Here is a 24,884-nt window from a genome sequence, read left to right on the forward strand (position 1 = left end):
GTTTATTCGCTGGAGCCAGTTCCCCGGTCGCACATCTTCAACCTCGCGAGGCCTCGACCGGCAGCAGGCGACCCGTTTGAGACACCCGGACGCGATTGGCGACGGACTGCAATCGGGTCGATATGGATCATCTACCCACATCGCTTCAACTGCTGTTCGTCGACCATTGCGGCCAGCAGCCGGTGCGCTGGCCGTCGACGGTCGATGGCTGCACCAGTGAGTCAACCCGGTATTTGAATGCCCATTAACGTTACACCGGAGGCGGGAAACGACGGTGCTGGTGGCTGTGGCGGGGTCATAACAGCGGTTGTTGGCACTGGAAGAGGCTTGAGCGAGGGATCCGGCAATTAGCTGGGACACTACACGCGCCAGCGCACATACCACATCTTCATGTCAATACGATGATTGTCGTTACCGGCCGTCGAGCGCTTCGCCGCGTAGCCGGGCACTAGCGATGCTTGCGATGCGGCGGCGTGATAGCGGCTGCGGCCGAATGAAGTTATGTCGATTGCCGCACGTAGGGGAGCAAAGACAAATGAACGTCATCGATACGTGGGCCATCGCGTCCATAAATAAACTGGCCATTCATTCTCAAGGCTTCACCCATGTAGTCGAAGCAGTCGTGAACGCGTACTTGCCGAAGGGCGTCGTGTTGGTTGCACTGCTGTGGTGGGTCTGGTTCAGGCGCGAACGTGCGGAAGGAGCTGACGGCGAGGCCGTCCGGCGACGCCAGCGCGAACTCGTCGTGATCGCCATCGTGAGCGGCCTCATCGCGCTGGCGGCCGGCCGCCTGCTTGCGCACTACCTGCCGTTTCGCCTGCGGCCGATGTATGAACCGGCATTGCGCGCGTTCTTTCCTGAGGCCAACGTGGACGAGCCGGTGCTTCGCACGTGGAGTTCGTTTCCGAGCGATCACGCCATGCTCTGGTGCGCGGTCGCTATGGGTATTTTCTTGGCCTCGCGGCCCGTGGGGATCTACGCGCTGTTGCACGCGGTGGTGCTGATCGGCCTGCCGCGTATCTATCTCGGCGTGCACTACCCGACGGACGTGCTGGCCGGTGCAGCGCTCGGCATCGGCATCACATACGTGATGAGCGCCAGGGCGATACGCACGCGCATCGCAGCACCGATGCTGGCGTTCGCGCAGCGCTATCCCGGCTTGTTTTGTGGCGCCGCGTTCGTGCTTAGTTTCGAGTTGGCGACCCAGTTCCAGGAGCTGCGCGTGTTGGCGCACGGCCTGATACATGGGATGTAGTTGGTCGGAAGGTGTGGAGAGGGAGCGCTCATCGCCCCCTACTGGATACGCTCGCACGCATGGCGTGGCATCTGATCGGTGGAGGACGGCGTTCAAAGCTGGATCGCCTGCTCGCGGCTTGTAGGGCCGCAACGGCCGCCGAGCGGGTGTCCTTTTGCCGATGGAGAACGTCCGAATTGCGGTAGAACCGCGGACATTCGTTGCCAGCAAGCGAATGTCGGTAACTGGCCGAGGCCGTGTGAAAACGCCCATTTGGTTCTGCGTCTGGTCTGCGCTCCTGGTGTAGACGAACCATTCGCCCGTACGAGGATCGAGAGCGAGCAAGTTTCATCCCTGAGGTTCACAAAGGATTCTGGTTCAGGCCAATACGCATTGGTGTTTCGAGTGCGCGCGCGAACCGAGGAAATTCACGTGGCCCGTGCCGACAGATGCACCGGCATGGCACTCGGGATCATAGTGAAGGCAGTGACCTCTCGAATCGTACGTGGATTGACAGCCATTCGGATCGAGAAATTGGCCATCAGCATTGACAATACCAGGCGCATTTCCACAGCGGCCAGGTAACGTCCCGGACACACACGTGGCCCGGCGCCGAATTGCAGGTACGCACGTGAGTCGTGTGCGGTGCGCGCGCGGCTCCCGTCATGCAGCCAGCGATCAGGGTCGAACCGCAAAGGATTAGGGAAATTGCGCGCGTCGAGTGTGGCCGGCCGATTCAGGAAAAACATTTTCGTGCCAGCCGGTAGCATGATGTCGGCAAGACACACGTCTTCCAACGGCTCAAACGAATTGATCGCAACGACAGGACGCAGCCTTCCGGTTTCCGTACAAACCGCCTCGAGCAGATCCAGTTGCTTCAACGACGTAAAGTCCGGGCAAACGGGAGCTGAGCCGAGCACACCGCGTGACGAGTCAAAGAGTCGCTGTTGCAAGGCGGAATCGGCAGCAACGTATAGCAGCGTCCACGCTATCGAATTCGCCGTCGTGTCTTCGCCTGCAAGCAGTAGCGTGAGAACATTTGCAGCGACCTGGTCGTCGGTTACATCGGACTCCGGCGCGTCGCGCATGACCAGCATCGCTTCAAGGAGATGACGTGGCAACTCCGACGGGTCATCGCGCATTCGTTCACGTGCCCGGCTCATCATATTTCGCACGTATCGGTGCACTTCGATCAGAGAGCGGTCGAGTTCGCGGTTCCTTGATCGAGACGCCCGGAGCCAGGCGCTGACGATCAGTCATTCAGCATAGATCATCCTGCGCCCGCAGGACCGGAAGAATGCCGGCTTTCAAAAACGCTGAGGAGGCAATCATGGCGCGAATCGAAGCGAAGTTGGCGGAATTAGGCTTGACGTTGCCTCAGCCGCTACAGATGCCGCAAAACGTACGCATGTCCTTGCCTTTTGCATGGATTCGAGTACGAGGGGCACGAGCGTTTGTTTCGGGACACGTTCCGCTCAACCTCGACGGAACAATTGCGCAACCGGTCGGCAGAGTGGGCGTTGAAGTTTCAGTGGACGAAGGCTACGCAGCGGCACGCCTTGTGGCGCTCGCTCAGTTGGCAAGCCTGAAGAAAGAGCTTGGAGACCTGGATCGCATTACGGCATGGCTGCGCGTCTTTGCGATGATTAATGTCGCGCCTGGCTTCGATCAGATGCCAAAGATCGCGAACGGCTATTCTGACCTTATTCTTGAAGTGTTTGGACCCGACATTGGCGCGCATTCTCGCTCGGCAGTCGGCGTGGCGCTTCCTCTAAACGTGCCGGTCGAGTGCGAGGCCGAGCTCGAGATCGACGGCGGGGTGCGCAGCCTCGTGTAATGAGCCCCTGTGTTACGGGACGCACATCTATTGACAGATTTAGCTGTTCGGTCATTTGAATGACCGTGTGAGAAGAGAGAATCCAATCACACCAACAGGGTGACGCCGGCCCAGGTGATCAGCACGACGCCCAGCGCGCGGCCGACACGCTCACCGCCGGGCAGGATTTTTTCCACGAAAACGATAAGCGACAGCGCGGCGATCCAGACGAGATTCATGATGCCGCCGACAAACAACAACGCCATCAGCAGCCAACAGCAGCCCACGCAGTAAATGCCATGACGCATCCCGAGCAGGAAGCTGCCTGCGACGCCAGGACGCCAGTGCGCGGTGAGGAAATTCACTGGTGAACGGCACTGCGTCAGGCAGGCGCGCTTGAGCGGCGAGAACTGATAGACGCCCGCCGCAGCCAGAACGATCGCGGAAAGGGGCGCGCTCTTCGACCACAACATCATTTCCGAAATGAGGCCGGTCGGTTGCAGCACCTTCTGCAGCGATGCCGCGCAGATCGAGAATGCCAGCCATGCGATCAGGTAACCGGCCAGGAGAAACAACGACGGGATGGCCGACCTGGCCTCGATCGCGGAGTGGTGCCGCAATACGCGTCGATACAACAGGACGAGCGGCGCCGCGCTGGGCGTCATCATCGCGATCATCATCACCCACCACATGAGGATCACGGTGGGCAGCGACGGATCCATTCCCCCGCCGCCATCTGCCAGTCGATGCGGGAACAGTGCGACGGCCGTCATCTCGAGCGCGGACATGCCGATTCCGGCGCCCGTCCACAAGTAGGCCCACGACAACGCGACGACGGCGACGATGCCGAGCGCGGTGATGACGCGCTCGCGTCCGAGGATATTTTCGACGCTGCTCATGCGGCAGCGCGATGCCGGATCGGTCCTTTGTTATTCAAGTGCAGTCGCGCGAACTGGGCGTAAGTCCCCTTGAGATCCAGTGCGATGTTTCCGTGCGAGCGGCTGGTGCCGGAGCCGATCTCGGCAAGCTCGTATTCGAAGCCGTGAGGCAAGTCGATTCGGACACGATGCTCGTCGCCCGTTACGGGATTGCGGACCGGTTCGCCGACAACGTCGAATACGCCCTCGACATGAATCCGGCCGCGTCTGGTATCGACATCAACATCGAAATCGATCTTCGTAAAGATCGGATCGAATGCTTGCTCGAGCGTCGATGCGAATACGGAGAACATCGTGGCGAACGGCTCGGTGTCCTGCCCCGTCATGATTTTCAGAATGGCTTCGCGTTGTTCCGGGCTGGCCCGTTCGTCGACGATCGGCTGGCATTTTCCCTTGCCTTCGTGGATCGGTCCCGGCCACTGAAACACGACCGCGATGTTGAGGCCGTCGAGTCGCACGTCGCCGTAGTAACCGTTGCTGATCGAGATGGCGCCCATCGCTTCGCAGAAGCCGTTGTTCGGCAGTGCGTTGAATTGGCACGGGCAACCGTATGAGCAATTGCAGTTGATCAGTTCGGTGCCTTGGATTTCCCAGGGAGTCGTGGTTGTTCTCCTTATGCTCCGTGACGAGTAGCGTGCTTCGAATCTAGTGTATGGCAGGGGGAGGGAAGTCAAAGTTTGGGTTGACTGGGCGCGCGGGCGATTGTGATGGGCGTTACATATGATGTTTTGACGGAGGAGCCTGCGGTCAGAACGGCCGCCACCTGATCCACATCGCAGGAGAAAAGCGGCTCGTCAGCTATCACGACCGTATCTGGGAACGGTGGTGGATGCGCTCGAAAGATTGACGGAGGTGGGCGACGTTCGTTATCTCGCGCGCCGCAATTCAGGCATGGGCCACAATGATGTTGGACACCATCTCCCCGGTCACCTTTCCATCCACGACGAGGGGCGGCAATTCGCTTTTCAAACGGTAGGAGCAAGCACCAAAGTGGAGACCTTGCCGTCGTTTTCGATTTCGACAAAACCGATTCTGCTGTACCAGTCGTAGGCAGCTCGGTTGCATACGAAGACATTCAAGTACACCGGCTTTTGTAAGTCACTGGACAACGACATCACCTTGGCAATCGCTGCACTGCCGATCGACTTGTTTTGCATCTCCGGCACGATACAAAGCATTCTCAGCCATACGAGATCCGGTTCGACGTCCCAGTGCACAAATCCGCATCGGTTGCCTTCCCATGTAACTATTTGACAAGCGCCTTGGCGAAGGCTTTTGGCAAACCCCGCCTGTTGCAAGTCGTCGTCCCAGCCATACGCTGAGGCAACGAAACCTTTCATCGTTCGCCGGTACGTGTCAAATAGCCATTCCGAGTCTTCAGGTGCGGCCTGTCGAAAATCCAGATTCATTACAACCGCCGATCGCGATAAGCACGTCTTCGCCAGAATATCGGATACAGGGGATCGGCATCAATCGGTTGGGCCAGCTAATGTCGACGGACGCGGAATGCCATTCACCGGATAGCTGAGTTAGCCGATCTGCTGCTGGCGAACCTGGGCTCCCGACGAACCGCCGAAATCGACCCGGAGCCGCCGTTCGAGCCGCCAGGGCTTCAATGGCAGTTATCGGAGTGATCCGGCCGTCCGCGCCGGTCCCTCACGAGCAATGGTTCCACCTCTTTGTGGACGTTTGTCGATTGACGGCAAGGCGATCGTTCAACGGCCCAGGCTTACTGCTTAAACCCTGCGTGACGCAGCGCTTCCTCAGCGGCCTCGTGGTCTTGAACCGATGTTCCGCCAGAAACACCGATGCCACCCACCAGACGCCCTTCGTGGAAGATCGGTACGCCACCGCCGACCGGCGTCAGCCGCGGATGGTGCGCCAGTGGGGCAACGGTGGGCTCGGCCATGTACTGATTCCATTGGTGCGTGGCCATGCCGAACGACGCGGCGGTCCATGCCTTGTCGATGGCGACATCAACGGTAAGGAACGGGGCGGTATCCGCTCGCTCGAAAGCGCGCAGGTGGCCTCCTGCATCGGTAATTGCGATGGTCGCGGCGAATCCGCGCGCGGCGCACGCGCGGCGCGCTTCTGCCAGCAATGCTTGTGCAGCTTCCAGGCTGATCGTTGTCGTGCTGATGATTTGCGATGTCATGTTGATGCTCATTGTCAGAAGAGTTCAGCGGTTGGCGACGACGACCTTGCCGATCATATTGCCTGCCTCGACCAGCGCATGCGCCTCGATCAGACCTGCGGCGTTGATGCCGTCAATGCGTCGGGTCAGCGTGTGCTTGAGGCGGCCCAGATCGACCAGCTCCGCCGCGCGGCGCAGCAACGCGTATTGCCGTGCGAGGGTGTCGGTGGTGAACATCGCGCGGGTGAACATCAGCTCCCAGTGAATCGAGATGGATTTCCCCTTGAACGGCCCGATGTCCAGACCCACCGGGTCGTCGATGAGTGCGAACTGGCCTTCCGGGCGCAGCACGGAGGCGATTTGCGGCACATAGGCGGCGCTGTTGTTCAGCCCGGCAACGTGGGTAACGTGCTCGATGCCGAGCGCGGCCAACTGGGGTGCCCAGGCCTGATGATGATCGAGGACGTAATGTGCGCCATGGGCCAGCACCCACTCGCGGGTTTCCGGCCGCGAGGCCGTGCCGATGACGGTCATGCCAGTCAACTCGCGCGCCAGTTGGGTCAGAATCGAACCGACGCCGCCAGCCGCTCCAATGACGAGCAGCACGTTGTTGTCGGTCGGGTCCGCTGCGTGAACACGCAGACGGTCGAACAGCAGCTCCCACGCAGTGATCGTCGTCAGCGGCAACGACGCGGCCGCGGCGAAGTCCAGTGAGGTCGGCATAGGTCCGACGATGCGCTCGTCCACGGCGTGCAGTTCGCTGTTGCTGCCGGGCCGCTTGATGTCACCCGCGTACCAGACACGGTCGCCTGCCTTGAAGCGGGTTGCCAGCGGACCGGTCGCGCGGACGATTCCCGCCGCGTCCCAGCCGGCGATGCGCGCACCGCCTTCCGGAATATCTCCACCGCGCCGGATTTTGGTATCGACCGGGTTGACCGATACCGCTTTCACTTCCACCAGCAGATCGTGGTCGCGCAGCTCCGGCGTCGGCAGCTCGATATCCTGCAGCGCCTGCGGGTGGCTGATGGGATGGTTCTGATAGAAGCCAATTGCTTTCATACACATGGTCTCCAAGGGTGATTGAGACCATGTTATCTTTCGTCGATATGCGGATAAATACCCGCCGAGCCCAAACAATTTCGGCATTTCGATGAAAATGATCCGACTCGATGACGTTCAGATCTTCGTACACACGGTGGACTACGGCAGCTTCTCGGAGGCGGCGCGCCAGTTGAATATCGCGCCCGCACATGCGAGTGCGTCAGTGCAGCGACTCGAAAAGGCGCTGGACACGCGCCTGTTCACCCGTTCGACGCGAAGCATGCAACTTTCGGACGCCGGGGAGCGATACCTGCCGCATGCGCGGGTCATGATTGGCGCGCTGGAGCAAGGCCAGCATGCCCTGGCCGACGGCCGGGGGGCGCTGTCCGGGCCGCTGCGGCTGTCCGCTCCGTCTGACTTTGGTCGAAACCTGTTGTTACCGTGGCTGGATGAATTTCAGCACCGGCACCCTGGTTTGTCGCTGCACGTGAAAATAAGCGACCGTGCGGCCGACCTCATCCGCCAGCCGCTGGATGCGCTCGTGCGCTACGGAGCGCTGCCAGATTCGTCTCTTCTGGCCATGAAACTGGTCGACAACAATCGACGCGCATTGTGTGCCGCGCCGTCATACCTCGAACGGCATGGCGCACCGGCCAAAGTTGAGGATCTGCGGCGACACAACTGCCTTCGGTACGTCTGGGGCGAGCAGATACATGAACGCTGGCACTTTACCCCGCCTGGCGGCGAGCGCACCGTGGCCGTCACAGGCAATCGCATCAGCGACGATGCCGATGCAGTTCGTCGCTGGGCGATAGCCGGGGAAGGCCTTGTCTACAAGTCGCGGCTGGACCTCATTGACGATCTGAAGGCAGGTCGGCTGGTGGAGTTATTTCCCCCGGAGTATTGCGAGCTCGCGCCGCTGCACTTGATTTGTGCTCACCGTGCGCAACTGTCGCCGGCGATTAACGCGTTGCATGCTTTCTTGCGGGAGCGCTGCACTGCATTGCTTGCCAGCCATCCATCCGGAGGCACTCAGGCTGTACTCGCGATTTAATTGGCCGCCTACAGGGCGCAACGGACGTCTGAATGTCCGAACCCCGTTGCCCGCGAAGGTTGTCTGTTGGCCGAACCCGGAAGTACACGGTCAGTCCGAACATCCAGTGTCTCGGCCCGATGCCGAGCTTCCGTACCCGACCCTGAGGGGACCTTCAGATTTGTCGAAAGCGGCCGTTCACCATGTAGCCGGGTCTCGCAAACGCGCAGGACTGGCAACGCACACAATCCCGATCCGACTGGTTCATCATGTCCGACAACTGGTTGCAATATGTTCCCCTCGACCCTGAGTTCAGGCCAACCGAGCTGGCCGCTGAAACTGCACTTGCGCTGTTTTCTCGGCTGGTCCCCAATGCGGATGAGGTCGTATTCTCGTTCAAGCAGGAAATCGAATTTTTCCATCCCGGTGCGAATTGGGAAGGCGTAATTTGCCCCGTGTGCGGCACGAACGTCGAACCTTGGTGGGCAAACAGGATGGACGATTTCGCTGCTGGCCGCCTCTCTGACCTCGTTGTCGTGACCGCATGCTGCCAGTCAAGTGTTTCCTTGAACGACCTCGGATATGTGTGGCCGGCAGCATTCGGACGATTCGTACTTGAGGCGATGAATCCGAACACACGTGGTCTATCGGTCGCCCAAGAGTCCCAGGTCGAGGACGCGCTTGGCTGCAAACTCAGAGCAATTTGGGTCCACATTTAGCGAGCTCGCCGTTCCGTCCGAGCCCAGTTTGTGTCGATAAGCGCTGTGCGCGTCCGGGACTCAATGGCGAGTGTCCGTTATGGAGCGACATCGACGACCGACCGGAATTGGCCGGTCACTGTCCAACGCGAAAGGCATAAATCAGTGGCCAGGGCGGTCGCTGGGGTACGGCCCGTAAGCCGGCCCTCAGGTAGTAACTGAGGACGTTCCTGTGCGATCAAACGTTCCACCATTTCATTCTGCTGCCGACCCTGACTGCAACGGCATCCATTCCCGCCTGAGAAGCCCATACACCCAGGTATCAGATACCTCGCCATCCACAATGCAATCTTCTCGCAGCGAGCCTTCGCGGACAAACCGGAGCTTCTCCAGCACGCGGCTCGATGCCGTGTTGCGCGTGTCGGCCTCGGCCTGAACACGGTTCAGGTCCAGCGTGTCGAAGGCCCATTGCAACAAAGCGCCTGCCGCTTCGGTGGCGAAGCCTTGGCCCCATGCCGCCTCATCGAAGCAGTAGCCCATCCTCGCGCTGCGATAGTCTGGATCCCATTTGATCAAACAGCACCAGCCGATGAACACACCGTCGGCGGCACGCTCGATGGCCAGCCGCGCGCCGGTGCCTTCCTGCTCAATTTGCCTGCAAACCGCGATAAAGCGCTCTGCTTGCGCGCGCTCCTTCCATGGCGGCGCGTCCCAGTAACGCAACACGCGTGGGTTGCTCTGCAGTGTGTAGATGGAGTCCGTATCGGCTTCCGTGAAAGGGCGCAATAGCAGGCGAGCGGTATGCAGTGTCGGGGTTGGCAAGGTCATGAGCGCATGTGTGTATTAGTCAAGCTCGGTGTGAACTGGCCGCTGGGCGGGACCGGCTGGCTGCTTTCCCAGCACCAGGACCCGTCGAAATTTCCCGAAAGGAAAAGGGCCAACTAACAGCAGAGATCTTTGCGGAGATACGCGGCGACCGCCCCTGTCAGCGCGATGCCGTGCAATTCCTCCGGCGATGCCAGATGCGTGGCGATAATCTCACGATTATCAAGCCGCAGCTCGGGTATGCAATCGAGGTGCAGCTCAAAGAAATGCACCCGGTCTCTTCGTCCGTCCCAAGTGCCACAGGCGCTGCCCGCGGGGAGTAATGTGTACGACGACAGACCAATCTCCTCCTCCATTTCGCGCTGCGCCGCTGCATCAGGGGTCTCACCGGGCCGGAGACTACCGCCAGGAAAATTCCACTCGGTCCGGTACGATGACTTCACAAGCAACAGTGCCCGCCCGACGTAGATTGCTACTAGCGCGCCCTCATGGCGAGGCCGTCGAAGATGCCACCATGCGCGAGCGAGCCGGAAGCCGAGGCGAAGCACCATGCGCCAGGCAGAGTCGATAAGCGTAGCCGGTCGCACCCATTCAAGGCTCGGCATGAGTTCTCTCCTTTCCTTTCATGGTCAGAGGATCTTCCGGGTCGCCGCGTTAGTGCGGCTTAGGTCATTCAGCGTCTGTCACACCACTGCTTGGAAACCGTAGTTTAGCGAGTAGCTGCTCTCGCTCGGGATAGCGATTGTCAACAATTCAAGGGCGTATGTCGATCGGTCGTTCATGGCCGCGTGGAGTCTCATGGGACCGGCATAACCTGACTCGAAACGGCCGGCCGTTTGAGGGCTGCCGTTGCCGCCTATATCCAGGCAGCAAGCTTGCCTGCTAGGAACCTATACTGGTAGCGGCTTGTATTCCACCCTGGCCGTGCTCGCAATCAACGAATTTTCCACCTCACATTAGTTGCGACTGACGGACTCCGCCGGCTCACATGGGTTGCGACTGAGCTTCCAATGAGCGAGCAAGCCGGAGCGTTCCCGATTGCAAACCCTTACGTTCAGTGGAGCATTCTGATGCAACAGAAATTACGTGCTGCGGTAGTGCAATCGGGATCCGTCGTCTTCGATGCGGACAGAACCCTCGATAAAGTCGCGACGTTTACCGCAGACGCCGCGCGACAAGGAACTCAACTTGTCGTATTTCCTGAAGCATTCGTCTCAGCCTATCCAAAGGGGCTCGATTTCGGCTCGACAATTGGTGGAAGGACCGCTGCCGGCCGCAACGACTATCGTCGTTACTATGACAGCGCGATAGAAGTGCCAGGTCCCGGCACCCGCCGGTTGGGCGAGGTTGCTGCCGACCACAAACAATACATCGTGATCGGCGTAATCGAGCGGGACCATGGCACGTTGTATTGCACGGCGTTGTTTTTTGGCCCGGACGGTACGATGCTCGGCAAGCATCGCAAGCTGATGCCAACCGCCGGCGAGAGGCTGATCTGGGGCTATGGCGATGGGTCGACCCTCCCGGTTTTCGACACGCCGTTCGGCAGGCTCGGCGCAGTCATTTGCTGGGAAAACTACATGCCATTGATGCGTATGGCGATGTACGCCAAGGGTGTCCAGATTTACTGCGCCCCCACCGCTGACAGCCGGCCAACATGGGCTTCCTCCATGCAGCATGTTGCCTTGGAGGGGCGTTGCTTTGTATTGTCAGCCTGCCAGCACCTGCGCCGATCGGATTGCCCAACCGACTATGCGGCAATCCAGGGTAACGATCCGTCCACTGTGCTGATGAGCGGCGGAAGCTGCATCGTCAGCCCGCTTGGCGAGCTGATTGCCGGTCCGATCTTTGAGCAGGATGCATTGCTCGTGGCCGATCTTGACCTCAACGACCTTGCCCGGGCGAAATATGACTTTGACGTCACGGGTCACTACTCGCGTCCGGACGTCTTCCGTTTGCATGTCAACGAAGCGGCAACGCCTCCGGTCGTGTTTGAGAAAAATGGATTCGGCAGTGGCTCCTGAAGGTCAGCGCGGAAGCCGTCATTTGCAATGTGATGCGACAGAATGCGGGCCGGAAACTGCGCAACTCATTTCATTGGTTTGCATACCTTGCGGTCCTATGCGACGACCCAGTCGTGGCCGGCAATCGGACCACCCGCTTGCTGCATGCGACCGCCCGAAACCAGACCGCCAAGATCCACCGGTGCGTAGCCAAAATCGTTGACGAGTCCGATCACCACCGCCTTTGCGTCCTTGTCGTCACCGGAGACGAAGATGACGCGCTTTCCGTCATGAAACTTCGGGCCCTTGTCGTAGTGCTCCATGCGGATAGCATTGAACGCCTTGACGACGCGAGCCTCTGGCGCGTGTGCCGCGACGATCTCGCTGGCGCCCGTGCCCCCCAGGTCCGCCAGAACGAGCTCAGGCTCGAGTTGCGTAAAAGGATTGGTGGTATCCACCAGAATGCGACCTGCCCAATTGGGCAGCCCATCCAGGGCCGACGGGACTTGAAGCCATGGAACGGCGAGCATGACCAGCTCGAGCCGGGCCACCTCCTGGACCGTATCTGCCGACGCGTTCGGACCGAGTCCGGCCACGATATCGCCCAAAGCCTGCGGCCCGCGACGAGCGCTCAAGACAACCTCATGTCCTGCTTGAATGGCACTCCTGGCGATGGACTGCGCTACAGCACCGGCTCCAATAAAACCAATCTTCATTTCGACACCTCAGCGGCAACGTAAGTTAGCGAAGCCATGCTCGTCCAGGAGCACGGCACGTGGGAGAACAGCCTGGTCAGTTCGATGAACGCAAGTCGAGCAGCACCTTGCCACCCCTGATTGCGTGAGCGACGGCCTTTGGGTAGTCCGCAAGCGGATAGACGGCGGCCACAGGCAGGTCAAGCTCGCCGCGAGCCATCAGTTCGGCAGACTCGTTGATTGCGTCCACGATGTGCGGCAGGTATTCGGGAAGGTCGATGTATATGCCGCGCACGACGATGCCGCGCAGATGCAGATCCACGACCTTAAGCGGCATGACCAGCTCGCCGCTTGTGAACGCATAGCTCACCAGCGTACCGTTTTGCGACAGCACGTCGATCAGGCGCACCGCAGCCGAACCGCTCAGGCCGTCGATGGCCAGACGGACGTTGCCCGGACCGACTGCGGCCTTGGCTTTGTCGATGGCGCCCGGCTCATCGACGAGAACGACGTCTCCACCAGCTTCCTCCAGTTCCTTGACCAGTTCCGGACGACGTACGAAGTTGATGGTCCGCAGGCCACGCTTCTTCGCCAACGCGATCACCGTGCGGCCGATGCCGGAGTTGGCCGCGTTTTGCACGATCCAGTCGCCTTCCTTGAGGTCAACGAAGCGCCCGAGCAGTAGTACGGCCGTGGGAGGATTGATGCGCAGCATGGCCAGTTGACGTGGATCGACGTTTGCAGGCAGCGCAATCAGCCCCTTGGCGGGGACCACCAGGCGCTCGCGCCAGGTCAACGCATAAAGCGGCGGTAACACGCGGTCGCCGACCTTCACGTTGGAGACATTCGAGCCTGCCTGCAGAACTCGCCCGACGCCTTCGTTGCCCACGACAGAGGGCAGTGGAGTCGAGTAGGCGAAGCGATTGGTGATGACGGCCAGGTCATTGCCGTTGATGGGGGCATACTCCATCTCGATCAGGACTTCATCCGGGCCGGGGTTGGCCGGCTCCGGAAGGTCAACGAGTTTCAGAGTCTCGACGGGGTCGCCGAAAGCGGTGTTGTGGATAGCACGCATGGCTTACGTCCTTTCATAAGATGCTTGGCTGGAAAGCCGGGAGGCAATACTTCGGCACTCGGGGTTCATTTCGAAATCGTGCAAAGACCGGGGTGAACGCTATCAAGCCGCCCCTCATGACGAGGAGTGCTTCACATTGCTCAGGACGCGTAGCGCTAGAACGCGAGCAGCACCATGCCGGTCCTTCCCCTGCGGTACGTATGTTCGAGCGCTCCCTGGTAGTCGCTCGCCTGATATCGTTCCGCTACGGGAAAAAGGCTCGGGAAGTTGCGTGCGAGCTCGAGCGCCTTGGCCACGTCTGCATCGTGCACCGCCGCAGCTTCGAATTGCCAACTGAACAACGACACCCCCTTAATGGTCAGCGCTCGAGGGGCGATGGAACGAATGTCCGCCGCAGCGCCGCCGAGGGAGCCGTAGCTAACGATCGTTCCACCGCGAGCGAGGAAGCTCGCTACGTCGGGCAATAGCGCGCCGCCGACGCCATCGAACGCCACGTAGACGGGCTTGTTCGCAAGCGCATCGCGAAGCTCGTCCTTCCAGCCCTGGTTCTCCGTGCCGATGACAGAAAGGTTGGGGCGAGCAGCTTTAAGTGCTTGCGCGCTCGCCGCGGAGCCGACGAGCAGGATCGGATTGACGCCCACTTCGACGAGCAGATGAGTGAGCAGCTTTCCGACGGCGGAATTGGCAGCCGTCTGAATAACGGTGACATCTTCGCGCTTGTCTTCGGGCAACGCGTTGTGACCAGCTCGCATCGCAAGGCGTGCAGTCAACGTGTTGACCAACATCTGCGCTGCGACCTCGTCGCTCACTTCATCGGGCACGGGTATCAGCGACTGGACAGGCGCGGCGATCCTGGAGCTCCAGGCGCCGTTGACGGGAAAGAAGGCCACACGTGTGCCGACCTGAATCCGGTGTGAAGGGTCGATGTCAGCGGCTAGCGCTTCCACCACCCCTACACCTTCGACGCCGGGCACTCGACCTCCCCTCGGGATGAGGGGAGCCGCCCCGAAGGCGGGGGAAGCGGAGACGCCCAGCAAGTCGCCCGGATGAACCGGTGTGGCGGACACACGCACAAGCGCCGCTCCGCTCGCAAGAGAAGGGACATCGGAAAGCGCTTCCAGCCTGAGCACCTCGGCAGGCTCGCCGTGGCTAGTGTGAATAATTCGCTGCATCGCAGACTCCTTCTGCAAGGATTTGATTATTGGAGCGATCGCTCCGTTATGGCAGAATAGGTTCATCTCTACAGCATGTCAATTAATTTTGGAGCCATGACTACAAAAAACGATACGCAACCCCGGCGCAGCCGCGGCAGGCCCTCGACCTTTGATCGTACGGAAGCGCTGAACCGAGCCATGAAGCTCTTCTGGGAGCACGGATACGAAGGAGCCTCCTTCGACCAGTTGATCCAGGCCATGGGGATCAGCCCCTCGAGCTTCTACAACTCGTTCGGCAGCAAGGAGCAGCTCTACAAGGAAGCGACGGACGCATACCTGAGCATGTCCGAAGTCTGGTTCGCTGGCAGACTGTTCGGCACGGCCGACACGCGAGAAGCATTCAAGAAGCTTCTCGATGCTACCGTCGCGGAATTCACTCGAGACAGCCACCCATCGGGCTGCATGATCTCTCTGGCCGGCACTCACGTGCCCCCCGAACTCGCTTCTATTCGTGAGACGATGGCCGAGCACCGCGCAAACGCTGAAGAGATGATGGCGCAGCGGTTGCGCAAGGGGGTCGAAGACGGCGACTTACCGCCTGACACCGACGTGCCCGCACTTGCTGCCTTCTACAGCGCCGTGACCCGCGGAATGGCTGTCCAGGCAAGAGACGGAGGCGGCCCGCAAAAGCTGAAGGCGATCGCAGATGTCGCCATGCAAGCATGGCCGGCTCAAAGCGGTCGGGTGAGATCTGCAAGGCCCCGGGGGACGCGCGTTGTCTGACAAGGCATGGCCAACGCTTTCATCCTCGCAATGCAGGACATGATTTGCGCACTGCAGCTGAGGGAATGCCCTCAGGTCTTTCAGGTCGTCGAGGCAAGCTGTAGACGGGGAGATGGATATCCGAAATGCATTGACACATCCGTCGGGCGCAATTAATTTCCCAATGCTTGGGACTGGTCATCCGGGTGATTCCACGATGACACGGGCTAAATCAGTTGCGGCCCTTTGGGCCGCGCTGCGTACGCAGCAGAACGCATATTTGGTACCACGGCAACACTCAATGCGCAGAACGCTTTCACTTCTTGTAGTGGTTACTGCATTGGCGGGGGCAGTGCAGGCGGCGCCTGCCACCCAGATCGGTGTGGTGCTCGCTGGCTCGGCCCTGGATTTCTGGGCGACGATGAGCAAGGGTATGCACCGTGCGGCTGACGATCTCCATGTCGAACTGGTAATGCGCAGTCCTTCCGATGGAATGTCACTTGGCCCACAACCCAATGTCCAGTTGAGAATGATCGACTACCTGGTGAAGAGCGGCGTAACGGGTATCGTGTTGGCGCCCGAGTCACTGCAAGGTGTAGCGACGCCGATTTCGATCGCAGTTCCCACGGTACTCGTCGACCGGAGCAGCAGGGATTACAACGCGATTTCCACAGTAAGCACCGACAATTTCGCGGCAGGTAGAACTGCGGCCCTGAGTCTGGTACCCGTTCTGCACCAGGGCGCCAGAATTGCAGTACTGAGACTCGCGCCGAATATCAGTTCGACGACTGCGCGCGAGGAGGGGTTTTTGACCGTCGCACGTGAAAAGGGGTGGCGTGTGGTCATCGCCCCCTATGTCGGGTATCAGTTTCGCGAGACGGAGGCACAGGTGCGCAAGGTCCTGTCCGGTGACGTAGGGCGCCTCGACGCGGTCTTCGCTCCGAACGAGACGACGGCCTATGGGGCCTTGCACGTCGTCGAAGAGATGCCGGTCAGCACTCGTCCTCGCCTGGTCGTGTTCGATTGGCGCCCGGAATTTCTGGATGCGCTTGAACACGGCATGATATACGCGGACGTTGTGCAGGATTCCTACCGTATGGGTTATCAGTCGATCGAGACGCTGGTCGCTGCCTTGCAGGGCCATCCGCCTCGGCCAACGATATTTGTCGACGTGGTGACGGTGACACGCGCAAACAGGAATGACCCGGCGGTACGCGCCGTGATAGCCAACTACAGTCGATAGCGACGCGGGAATGAGCGTGCGCCTCACCGCCTCGACGGTCGCTATGTGGGTGCAGCGGTCATTCATCCCTTCAGGTCGGTCGACAAGTCATCGGCCAGAGCGAACGGACGCGTCTCATCGTTATCACCCGCGGGCGAGCAGAAGCAAAGTCTTGACCGCCTGCCCGCGTGCGAATTTTCTGCCTCCAGACCGCGTACAACCTCAGCGAGCGCCGCGCGAAGCGGCTGTCGCGCAGACATCTGGACATGCTGATCGCCCTATCTCACTTGGACGGTGAATTGCGCCAACAAGGCCGCCACCCATAACCAATCGACTATGGAATTCAAAAAAATCTTTAATTATCGTGAATACATCTTCGGTTCTATGCTTGGCTCATGCAGGTTGCAGTTGGGAGTCGAATCATGGGACACGCCACTATCGCGTCGCGCACCAGTGCGACGATACAGATGCTGTGGCATCTCGGAGTTGGAAGCGAACCGGCTCTCGGCGCACATCTCGTGACACCTCGCGGCGCGTACCGCCACCACGGCATCTATGTGGGCGAAGGCAAGGTAGTGCACTATGCGGGTCTTGCCCGGTCGTTGCATCGCGGACCTGTCGAGGAGGTGACGATTGCATGCTTCGCTGCCGGAAGCGAAGTGTGGATAAAGCCGGGCAATCGTCCAGGTTACGCCGACCGGCAAGTTGTAGAACGGGCGCGCTCGCGCCTTGGCGAGAATCGATACAGGCTGCTGACCAATAACTGCGAGCACTTCTGTACGTGGTGCCTGTATGGCGAAAGCCGCAGCGAGCAAGTGCGCGCGTGCCTGACTTATCCGCGTGCGGCAATGGGCGCAGCGGCCGGCCTGTTCAAGATGTCGATCAATTACTTCGCTCGGATGGTCAGCAACCGCAGGGGTGCGTTGCTCGACGTAAAGAGCGACTGCGTCGGCGCTACCGCCAAAGAGCGCTTGATGGGTCCGATAATGTCCGGCCCCGCGTAAGCGTGCCCATGTATGGCGATTAGTTCAGCCCGAGGTCCGGCAAGCATACGTAAACATTGCGGCCGACGGTCTGCGTAAGCGAACGTTCCTGTTTTTTGCCATGCACAGAGCCACGAGCCACCGAAGCGGGCCGGCACTCAGCATTCGATTTTCTCCAAAGCGGCCGTTCGCAACCAAGGTGATATGCGAGTGTGCAAACGGCGGCGGTGGTCGTTGACCAGACGAGCGTGACCGTTGTCCGGCGGAGCGGCCGTTCGCCCACGCTTTCACACGGACGTTCGAGCGGCGGCTCCGCCGAGACTGCGGACCGTCGCACGCCGACAGTCACCAGCGCATCGTTCGCCATACGCTTTCTCGGAAGTAGTCCTTTCGCAATGACCGCTCCCGAGCAAAGCGAACAGGCGCTATCGACTCGACGGGCACTGGCGCTGCAGTCGAGGGAATATTCGAAGTGCAGGCTCAGACTTACAGTCAGCCACCATCTTGGCGACGCCCGCAAGTCGACTTAATAGGGCACTCCATGAAGCAACGGCTGGGTTTTCTACGGAACCGGAGTCAGAATTCACCTCGCTTTTGTCCGATATTTCTCTAGATGCAGCCTATGATCATTGTCGCGACGCAATCTTAATGCGCGGCTGACTCACAAAGTCGCCAATGCGCTGGCTTTCGTGAGGCTCGTCGGCACGCGTCTGCCGAGACCAGTCGGAAAATGATCGTTGGTGGAGCAATTCACTATCACAACGTCGGTCGCTGTCGCGACTGTGTTGCCTCGATCGAGTCACCGACGATATTGACTTGCATTCCCGAATAGACGGCCGTGTTGGTGGCCTCCGTCCTTTAATCGCTGCCTGCGCAAACGGCGAGCCAGACATACGCAGGGCATCGTCGGCGTGCTGTCGCTCGACGACGTAATCGACGAACTCGGCTGCGACCAGGCGCTGCTCGCGAGCATTGGCCACTTCCATCAGAACCGCGAGAGTCCGGACAGCGTACAGTCATCGCCGCATGCGCGACACTGGAGCGAGCGGCCGTTTGTTGAGCACTGGATTCAGGCGCCTCAGCACCGCGCGGCCCGCCGCCGGTGCGTCTGCCGAAATCGCACGACGGGTGCAACAGATGGGGACCCGTCGCGACACGCTGAGGGAGCGACCATGCGCGCACTCGACATCATGACGCCGTCCGTCGTCACCGCCACACCGGACATGACGATCCACGACGCGGCAAGACTGTTCGTCGATAATCGTATCAGCGGCATGCCGGTCGTCGACGCGAACGGACAGGTCGTCGGCATCGTCAGCCAGGGCGACCTGCTGCATCGCGTGGAGACCGGCACCTGCCGCGGAAAGCGCGCGTGGTGGCTCGAACTCCTTTTGTCGTCGCCCCGCGAGCAGGCTGCGAGGTATGTGAAGGAGCACGGGCATGTCGTCGGCGACGTAATGTGCGACCAGGTGATTTCGATTTCCGAGGACATGCTGCTCCAGCAGATCGCGGACCTCATGGAGCGCCGGCATCTCAAACGCGTGCCGGTGCTGAAGGACGGCAAGCTGGTCGGAATCGTGAGCCGCTCGAACCTGATCCGCGCACTCGCGAGCGTCGCGCTGGCCGCGGACTCGGCTTCGCACGACGATGTGAGCCTGCGCGACGCGATAGTCCTGGAAATGCACGGGCAGCCCTGGGGGTTGCCGAAACAAGGCGTCCTCGTCAAGGACGGCGTCGCGCATCTATGGGGCGTGATCGAGTCCGAGGAGGAAAAGCGCGCGATCCGCATCGCGGCCGAGGGCGTGCCCGGCGTCAAGCACGTGGAGAGTCACTTGGTGTTTCCGAGCGTGATGCCGTCGCTATAGTCCGCAGGTGGTCGCAAGACGCGTGCAGGGCCGTTCGACCAGGAGCTGCGCCGGCTCGTCGACGCCGAAGGCGTGTGGGCCCATTGCATCGGGATGGCCGACGCGATGAACGGTGCGAGTTGGCCGGCCGCTTGCGACATAGGCTCAATGGCGCGTGGCGGTGCTCGAGATCGCGCGTGCCGGACGCGAGCAACGAATGCGGCGAGCGGCTCGCGCGATCACGCAAAAACAGCGCGACCGCCTGTACATCGTCACCGACAGCGAATGTGTTCGTCGCGCTCGCGACGAACTGGCCCCGCCATGTTCGGCAGACACAGGCCTGTTTCGGTCATTCATCGGAACGCGCTAAGATAGCCGCTCATTTACTGCATGCGTTAGACCAGTATGGACGATGAAGGGAACGTCCGTTGTACTCCGAGAGCCGTCGTAATTCTGTTCCCGTTTGGAACGGCAGCTCCGGGTCGGCTACGGAAGTTCGGTGGAGGTCGGTGGCCAGCATCGTAGGGCGGTGGTTATTTGTTTCAGTGCGACCCGCTTCCGCCGTTAGGTCCGACGTTGTCCTGATGGCCAAAGCCTCCGTTCGAGCATCGGCTGTCGGTATGGACGGCTCGTGTAGACTGCGCCGATGTCCAAACAGATAGACTACCTCAGCTCCATCCTTCCTCTTAGGCTCCGGCGCGTGTCAATCCCTGTGGTCGACGCGCCTCCACCAACGCCTGATGGTTTTGGCAAGCTTGTAGCAGACCCGAGCGAGGCGCGATCGGGAGAGCACGTGAAAAGGGATGAGTTTCTGGAACGACCGCTGACTGAAACGGAAATAGAGGTGCTCGCTGATTGCCTGATCCGCGACCCCGCTCCGGAAGAGGCGATGAATGTCTCGGTGAATTCTCGATCCAGCGAATTCGACATCGCGACGACTGCGCTCGCCAGCAATGGCTGGTGTGTCGTGCCGAACTTTTTGTCGCGGACCCAGACGCAGGCCTTGTCGACCGAATGCATGGACATGCACGACGCGCAGCTGTTGACGCCAGCCCGTGTAGGGGCCGATCGCGCTGCCACGCTTTTGCGCGGCGATAGCACGCGCTGGTTCCAACCTGAGGCGCTGAGCACGCGGCAGCAGGCGTTCGCCGATCGCATCGAAGCGCTACGGATCGCGCTCAACCGCGACCTGTTTCTCGGCCTGGTTGATAGCGAATCGCACTACGCGGTATATCGGCCAGGCGCCGGATATGCACGCCACCTCGACTGCCTGCGTAACAACGACAGTCGCGTGATCTCCGCCGTGTTCTACCTCAACGAAGGGTGGCGGGACACCGAGGGCGGCGCACTGCGGCTCTACCTTGCCGATCAGTCGCATCACGACATCTTTCCGCGCGCAGGAACGCTGCTGTTGTTTCTTTCGGCACAGTTTGAACACGAGGTGCTGCCCGCCACGCGCGATCGCATGAGCATCGCATGCTGGATGATGCAGCGGGTGCACGCCGAGGCGCGTGCGCAGCTGTGACTAACGTTCGTGATCGCGACCTTGCGGATCAGGTTGACAATCAGTCGTTGGATTTCGCGAGTGCCCATATCGGCACGCTGCCAATGGGGCACGCGCGAAGCCAACGCAGGGTCACGACATTGCGCAACTGTCGATAGCTACGGTGCGGGGAACCGTCTACGACGGAAACTTGCCATGTACTGATTTGCGACGACCCGATCGATCCCAAGTGTCCGCTGCAGTGGACGAGGCGACGTTCGGGTGTCCGTTGAATGCATTGGACGAATGGCTGAAGGTGGCCGTACTGCACCGGATGTTGACCGGCTCAGTTCGACCCCAAGGGGACATTTGTTCTTCTACAAAGCGGCCGTTCATCTGTTGCCATCGACGCTGCTGCAATGCCTGGCCAATTCGATCGCTTCCGATCCGAGTGCCCGGCGTAAGTGCTCGAGTCGCGGGCGACTATCACCGCACGAACTGGACGCGCTCCGCGTTTTCAATGTCTTCCATACATCGCTGGCCGAATGGCTGCATCAGGATGCCGCGCTTGAAGTCGGTCATAAAGGATTGACCTTCTTTTCGCGCTTGCGCATGTTCTTTCCACATGAATCCGTGGATCAGCCTGAACGGTTGCGTCCTGTAATACACGAACATTTCGAGTGGCACATCAAGTCCTGGTACCCAACCCTCGATCAACAAAATGTCCAATTTTGTGCCGTCGTTCTGAGTGATCGTCCCTTCGCGACCGGACGACCATCCGGAGCCGCCGACAGTCTGTTCTCGTGCTGATCGCGAATTTGCAACGGCTTCGTGCTGAGTCGCTGCGGGATAGGGGACCGGTGTGGGCGTCCCATTATCCCAGTAGGCAACGTACGGAACCGTTAGCTCGCCCGGTGCAAGAAGGTGCTGAACATTGATCCCGTGACTGAACGCGTACCCCATGTAGAGGGCCAAGTGCTTTTCATTCATGGCGGAATTCCGCCGTTTGATGCCGAAAACATCGCCGAATCTGATCACGTATACCTCGCATCATGCTCAATCGCCAGATTGAAAATCATCTAGCAGACCTCCACCGTGCCCTAGAGCGAATGGCACTTACTTAAGCCAGCATGGAGGAGAAGACGCGGGTAAGTGCTTGAAGAGAAAGGGAGGGGGCTGATCCGAGGATTGATACGATGGTTGTTACCAGGCAAACACCGTCTCATTCCAAAGAACAGCCCCCATGGATCGTAATGCACGAAGTCATCCCAGGCAAACACGAAGCAGCGTTCAAAGCCAGGCGCGCAAGGCACAGGCCGTCGACTACTTCAACATACTGACGAGCCCGGAGCTGTTGGACATAACGGAAGCGTATTTGCCAGAACATCGGGAACGGCTGTATCCGCCGACGGTGACACTGTCGATGTTCATGCGCCAGGCGCTGGAAGAGGACGCCTCCTGTCAGAAGGCGGTCAACGGGTGGGCCGCGCAGCGAGCTGCCGACGGGCTGCGACCCATGAGTGTGCGTACGGGAGGCTACTGTCGCGCTCGCCAGAGACTGCCGCTGACGATGGTGCGGGAGTTGGCGCGCGAGACGGGGCGTCAACTGCATGAGCAGGCCAGGCCGGCCTGGAAGTGGCGCGGGCGGCCGGTCAAGCTGGTTGACGGCACAGGAATCTCGATGCCCGATACGCCGTCGAACCAGGCCCGCTTCCCGCAGTCCAGTTCTCAGGCCGAAGGAGTGGGATTTCCGTTAGCCTATCTGGTTGCGGTGATCTGTCTGGCAAGCGGCGCAGTGCTGGAGGCAGGTGTCGGAACGTACGCGGGCAAAGGCAGCGGGGAGCTGACGGCGTTTCGCATGCTGCAAGATACGTTTTGTAAAGGTGATGTGATCGTCGCCGATGCCTTGTACTGCCACTACTTTCTGATGGCCTCAATGATCGCCGCCGGAGTGGATGTCGTGATGGAACAGCATGGGGCGCGCCGCACGGACTTCCGGCGAGGCAAGTCGCTGGGCATGCGCGATCACATTGTGACGTGGCCCAAACCCCGGCAGCGTCCCGACTGGATGACGCGTGAGCAGTACCAGGCCTTCCCCGATGAACTGATGGTGCGCGAGTCCAGGCTGCATCACCGGGTGCTGGTCACCACAATGCTTGATGCACGCAAGACCAGCAAACAGGACCTCTCGCAGTTGTACGCCAGGCGCTGGAACGTGGAACTGGATCTACGTAACATCAAGACGACGATGGGTATGGACGTACTGCATTGCCAGACAGCCCACATGAACGAGAAGGAGATCTGGGTCCATCTGCTGGCCTATAACGTGATTCGGTTGCTGATGGCGCAGGCCGCGAGCCACTATGCCACCGATCCGAGAACACTGAGTTTCAAACACACCGTGCAGTTATGGACTGAATGGCTGGCCCGAGGTCTGACAGCAACCCACGACCAGAGTCTCCTGTTCAGCCTGATCGCACAGTCTTGCGTTGGGAATCGCCCCAGTCGCATCGAACCACGAATGCGGAAACGAAGACCGAAGTCTTACCCATGGCTGAAAGAGCCTCGTCACATCGCACGCGAGTGCGTCCGAAAATATGGACACGCTCCACGGGCTTAAGTAAGTGCCATTCGCCCTAGAGCGCCTCTGCGCGCTTTCCGCCGATATGCAAGGCGATCACGCCGACCGCCATCGCGACGAGGGCGCGCGAGAACCAGATCTTGAACGGGGTCGGAAGATCGAAAACGTCGAATGCTTGAATCAGGCTGTAAAGTCCGAAGCAGATCGACACGATGCCGAGCGCGAGAAGGGAGACGACGAGCATCTCTGGCGCCGACCGACGACGCACATCATTTACTTCTTCTGGAGGCTTTGCTGTCGCAGATGGCTCGTGACGCCGCTTACAACCCGGCCTCATATACTTAGCTTCCGCAACTGCGGGCCGCGACTGAAAGCTGAACCGCTCGTGTCATCCGCAAGCTTGCCGACTTGAACAAACTGTGCCATGAGGCACAGCACAAAGCAGAGAATCATGACGCACCGGACCGTCGAGAAGAATGCACTTTTCCCTGGCACGACGATGTTCACGACGGCCACCCTGTTGTGGGCGACAACGCCTTGTGCGACGGTGGATCGTGAACTCGGCCCCTGCAGTGCGGCGGGAATGCCCTGAATGAAACGAGTGATGGCGAGCGAGCCGACGAATGCGCAAGCCACATGTAAAGAGATCAACCAAGGTGGCTGCGGATATTCCGGACTGTCGAGTGCCAGGTTCAGGCACGCCACGATACCGGCACACGCTGCGCTCAAGGCGAACGCCAGCAGCCATGATTTGAATCGCAGGGTCATGAGTTTCGGCTTCAATGAAAGGAGGCTCGACTTCCATATCGGCAAACAGTGGAAATTCTTGAGTGATCCGCACGCTGCACGCGACGCTTCCGGCCGATGCACGACTAGTAGTTCAATCGTCGGGGGTGAAGCGCGCGATCAAAAAAAGCGTGCAAATGTCGCGCAATTTCAACTGGTGGTTAGCGATTTAGACCGCGAAGTCGAGCGTCCCAAATTGGCCGAACGTCGCATGGCCGCGATCGGCAGCATGTGGCTAGTTGGTGACGTTTTCGCGTATCGATTTTGGGTCTGTCGGTTCCCAGTATCCGCCACTGCCGTGATACGTTTCTGCGTGTAACCAGAACTTCTCCTCGCAATGCAGGCAGCGAAAATGGTACTCGACGTAGTCGTCCCATGCTGCGCCTTTCGCGAGTTCGATAAATGAGACGGAGACCCAAGGGCTGTCGGGCAGCACCTCTACAAGTGTTTTATCGGCGATGTTCTCCGCGGCGATTTGTATCGCTTTGCGTAGCTCGCGAGGATGTCTGATTGCGTAGCGAACGCAAAGGTCCGCACATCGATCACATGCCACAGAAGAAGGCTCCGTCGGGATTTT

Annotated in this window: 26 protein-coding genes; 12 read left to right on the forward strand and 14 right to left on the reverse strand. The window is 60.0% G+C overall.

Features of this window, described 5'->3' with window-relative positions; all coding sequences use genetic code 11:
• Positions 1-535: 535 nt before the first annotated feature.
• A complete protein-coding gene (locus M0D67_RS09640) occupies positions 536-1,255 on the forward strand; it encodes a phosphatase PAP2 family protein (RefSeq protein WP_266238683.1) in 720 nt (239 codons plus the stop codon).
• A gap of 407 nt (positions 1,256-1,662) precedes the next feature.
• Here M0D67_RS09640 and M0D67_RS09645 read toward each other — a convergent pair whose 3' ends face one another.
• Positions 1,663-2,490, reverse strand: a complete 828-nt coding sequence (locus tag M0D67_RS09645; RefSeq protein WP_308112570.1) for a cytochrome P450 — start codon at positions 2,488-2,490, stop codon at positions 1,663-1,665.
• Between the two features lie 74 nt (positions 2,491-2,564).
• On the opposite strand from M0D67_RS09645, the gene M0D67_RS09650 reads away from it, so the two are divergent.
• On the forward strand, positions 2,565-3,071 hold the full coding sequence (locus M0D67_RS09650; RefSeq protein ID WP_154566739.1) for a RidA family protein: 507 nt from the start codon (positions 2,565-2,567) through the stop codon (positions 3,069-3,071).
• An 86-nt stretch (positions 3,072-3,157) separates the two neighbouring features.
• Here the strand turns inward: M0D67_RS09650 and M0D67_RS09655 are convergent, their stop codons facing one another.
• From M0D67_RS09655 to M0D67_RS09675, 5 genes are all read right to left on the reverse strand, one after another.
• Positions 3,158-3,949, reverse strand: coding sequence for a DUF2182 domain-containing protein (locus M0D67_RS09655; RefSeq protein WP_266238684.1), 792 nt, complete (start codon positions 3,947-3,949; stop codon positions 3,158-3,160).
• Positions 3,946-4,605, reverse strand: coding sequence for a DUF1326 domain-containing protein (locus M0D67_RS09660; RefSeq protein WP_266238801.1), 660 nt, complete (start codon positions 4,603-4,605; stop codon positions 3,946-3,948). The genes M0D67_RS09655 and M0D67_RS09660 overlap by 4 nt, the downstream gene beginning before the upstream one ends.
• Before the next feature lie 348 nt (positions 4,606-4,953).
• Complete coding sequence (locus tag M0D67_RS09665) at positions 4,954-5,397, reverse strand: GNAT family N-acetyltransferase (RefSeq protein WP_266238685.1); 444 nt, start codon at positions 5,395-5,397, stop codon at positions 4,954-4,956.
• 320 nt (positions 5,398-5,717) lie between these two features.
• Entirely contained in the window at positions 5,718-6,143 is a 426-nt protein-coding gene (locus tag M0D67_RS09670) for a heme-binding protein (RefSeq protein WP_115109045.1), read from the reverse strand.
• A gap of 24 nt (positions 6,144-6,167) precedes the next feature.
• Positions 6,168-7,181 carry a zinc-binding alcohol dehydrogenase family protein gene (locus M0D67_RS09675; protein WP_154567962.1) on the reverse strand — a complete coding sequence of 338 codons (1,014 nt, stop codon included), beginning with the start codon at positions 7,179-7,181 and terminating at the stop codon, positions 6,168-6,170.
• 97 nt (positions 7,182-7,278) lie between these two features.
• Here M0D67_RS09675 and M0D67_RS09680 point away from each other — a divergent pair, with 97 nt between their 5' ends.
• The gene (locus M0D67_RS09680) at positions 7,279-8,217 is read left to right on the forward strand and encodes a LysR family transcriptional regulator (protein ID WP_266238802.1); all 939 of its coding nucleotides are present in this window, start codon (positions 7,279-7,281) and stop codon (positions 8,215-8,217) included.
• A 248-nt stretch (positions 8,218-8,465) separates the two neighbouring features.
• Complete coding sequence (locus M0D67_RS09685; RefSeq protein WP_166618371.1) at positions 8,466-8,915, forward strand: hypothetical protein; 450 nt, start codon at positions 8,466-8,468, stop codon at positions 8,913-8,915.
• A 234-nt stretch (positions 8,916-9,149) separates the two neighbouring features.
• Here M0D67_RS09685 and M0D67_RS09690 read toward each other — a convergent pair whose 3' ends face one another.
• Both M0D67_RS09690 and M0D67_RS09695 read right to left on the reverse strand, forming a co-directional pair.
• The gene (locus M0D67_RS09690; protein ID WP_266238686.1) at positions 9,150-9,722 is read right to left on the reverse strand and encodes a GNAT family N-acetyltransferase; all 573 of its coding nucleotides are present in this window, start codon (positions 9,720-9,722) and stop codon (positions 9,150-9,152) included.
• Between the two features lie 113 nt (positions 9,723-9,835).
• The gene (locus tag M0D67_RS09695) at positions 9,836-10,324 is read right to left on the reverse strand and encodes an NUDIX domain-containing protein (RefSeq protein WP_266238687.1); all 489 of its coding nucleotides are present in this window, start codon (positions 10,322-10,324) and stop codon (positions 9,836-9,838) included.
• A gap of 465 nt (positions 10,325-10,789) precedes the next feature.
• Between M0D67_RS09695 and M0D67_RS09700 the strand changes: the two genes are divergently transcribed.
• Positions 10,790-11,743: a carbon-nitrogen hydrolase family protein gene (locus tag M0D67_RS09700; protein WP_266238803.1), complete on the forward strand. Its 954-nt coding sequence runs from the start codon at positions 10,790-10,792 to the stop codon at positions 11,741-11,743.
• Positions 11,744-11,838: 95 nt separating this feature from the next.
• On the opposite strand, the gene M0D67_RS09705 is transcribed toward M0D67_RS09700, so the two are convergent.
• From M0D67_RS09705 to M0D67_RS09715, 3 genes are all read right to left on the reverse strand, one after another.
• Complete coding sequence (locus M0D67_RS09705) at positions 11,839-12,438, reverse strand: NADPH-dependent F420 reductase (protein ID WP_266238688.1); 600 nt, start codon at positions 12,436-12,438, stop codon at positions 11,839-11,841.
• A 76-nt stretch (positions 12,439-12,514) separates the two neighbouring features.
• Positions 12,515-13,492: a zinc-dependent alcohol dehydrogenase family protein gene (locus M0D67_RS09710; protein ID WP_266238689.1), complete on the reverse strand. Its 978-nt coding sequence runs from the start codon at positions 13,490-13,492 to the stop codon at positions 12,515-12,517.
• Positions 13,493-13,647: 155 nt separating this feature from the next.
• Positions 13,648-14,664, reverse strand: a complete 1,017-nt coding sequence (locus M0D67_RS09715; protein WP_266238690.1) for a zinc-binding dehydrogenase — start codon at positions 14,662-14,664, stop codon at positions 13,648-13,650.
• A 96-nt stretch (positions 14,665-14,760) separates the two neighbouring features.
• Here M0D67_RS09715 and M0D67_RS09720 point away from each other — a divergent pair, with 96 nt between their 5' ends.
• From M0D67_RS09720 to M0D67_RS09740, 5 genes are all read left to right on the forward strand, one after another.
• Positions 14,761-15,429, forward strand: a complete 669-nt coding sequence (locus M0D67_RS09720; protein ID WP_266238691.1) for a TetR/AcrR family transcriptional regulator — start codon at positions 14,761-14,763, stop codon at positions 15,427-15,429.
• A gap of 280 nt (positions 15,430-15,709) precedes the next feature.
• Positions 15,710-16,651 carry a substrate-binding domain-containing protein gene (locus M0D67_RS09725; RefSeq protein ID WP_266238692.1) on the forward strand — a complete coding sequence of 314 codons (942 nt, stop codon included), beginning with the start codon at positions 15,710-15,712 and terminating at the stop codon, positions 16,649-16,651.
• A 446-nt stretch (positions 16,652-17,097) separates the two neighbouring features.
• On the forward strand, positions 17,098-17,634 hold the full coding sequence (locus M0D67_RS09730) for a lecithin retinol acyltransferase family protein (RefSeq protein WP_233465310.1): 537 nt from the start codon (positions 17,098-17,100) through the stop codon (positions 17,632-17,634).
• A 1,151-nt stretch (positions 17,635-18,785) separates the two neighbouring features.
• Entirely contained in the window at positions 18,786-19,478 is a 693-nt protein-coding gene (locus M0D67_RS09735; protein ID WP_154567324.1) for a CBS domain-containing protein, read from the forward strand.
• A 625-nt stretch (positions 19,479-20,103) separates the two neighbouring features.
• The gene (locus M0D67_RS09740; protein ID WP_266238693.1) at positions 20,104-20,982 is read left to right on the forward strand and encodes a 2OG-Fe(II) oxygenase; all 879 of its coding nucleotides are present in this window, start codon (positions 20,104-20,106) and stop codon (positions 20,980-20,982) included.
• A 444-nt stretch (positions 20,983-21,426) separates the two neighbouring features.
• Here the strand turns inward: M0D67_RS09740 and M0D67_RS09745 are convergent, their stop codons facing one another.
• Positions 21,427-21,930, reverse strand: coding sequence for a hypothetical protein (locus tag M0D67_RS09745; RefSeq protein ID WP_266238694.1), 504 nt, complete (start codon positions 21,928-21,930; stop codon positions 21,427-21,429).
• Between the two features lie 253 nt (positions 21,931-22,183).
• Here M0D67_RS09745 and M0D67_RS09750 point away from each other — a divergent pair, with 253 nt between their 5' ends.
• The gene (locus M0D67_RS09750; protein WP_154563069.1) at positions 22,184-23,560 is read left to right on the forward strand and encodes an IS4 family transposase; all 1,377 of its coding nucleotides are present in this window, start codon (positions 22,184-22,186) and stop codon (positions 23,558-23,560) included.
• A 16-nt stretch (positions 23,561-23,576) separates the two neighbouring features.
• Here the strand turns inward: M0D67_RS09750 and M0D67_RS09755 are convergent, their stop codons facing one another.
• Positions 23,577-23,765: a hypothetical protein gene (locus M0D67_RS09755; protein WP_154567331.1), complete on the reverse strand. Its 189-nt coding sequence runs from the start codon at positions 23,763-23,765 to the stop codon at positions 23,577-23,579.
• Positions 23,766-23,854: 89 nt separating this feature from the next.
• The gene (locus tag M0D67_RS09760) at positions 23,855-24,289 is read right to left on the reverse strand and encodes a hypothetical protein (protein ID WP_154567332.1); all 435 of its coding nucleotides are present in this window, start codon (positions 24,287-24,289) and stop codon (positions 23,855-23,857) included.
• On the opposite strand from M0D67_RS09760, the gene M0D67_RS09765 reads away from it, so the two are divergent.
• Complete coding sequence (locus tag M0D67_RS09765) at positions 24,288-24,626, forward strand: hypothetical protein (protein WP_266238695.1); 339 nt, start codon at positions 24,288-24,290, stop codon at positions 24,624-24,626. The genes M0D67_RS09760 and M0D67_RS09765 overlap by 2 nt on opposite strands.
• Positions 24,627-24,884 lie beyond the last annotated feature (258 nt).

This window comes from Paraburkholderia sp. SECH4 (assembly GCF_030511745.1).
Taxonomy (GTDB): Bacteria; Pseudomonadota; Gammaproteobacteria; order Burkholderiales; family Burkholderiaceae; genus Paraburkholderia; species Paraburkholderia madseniana.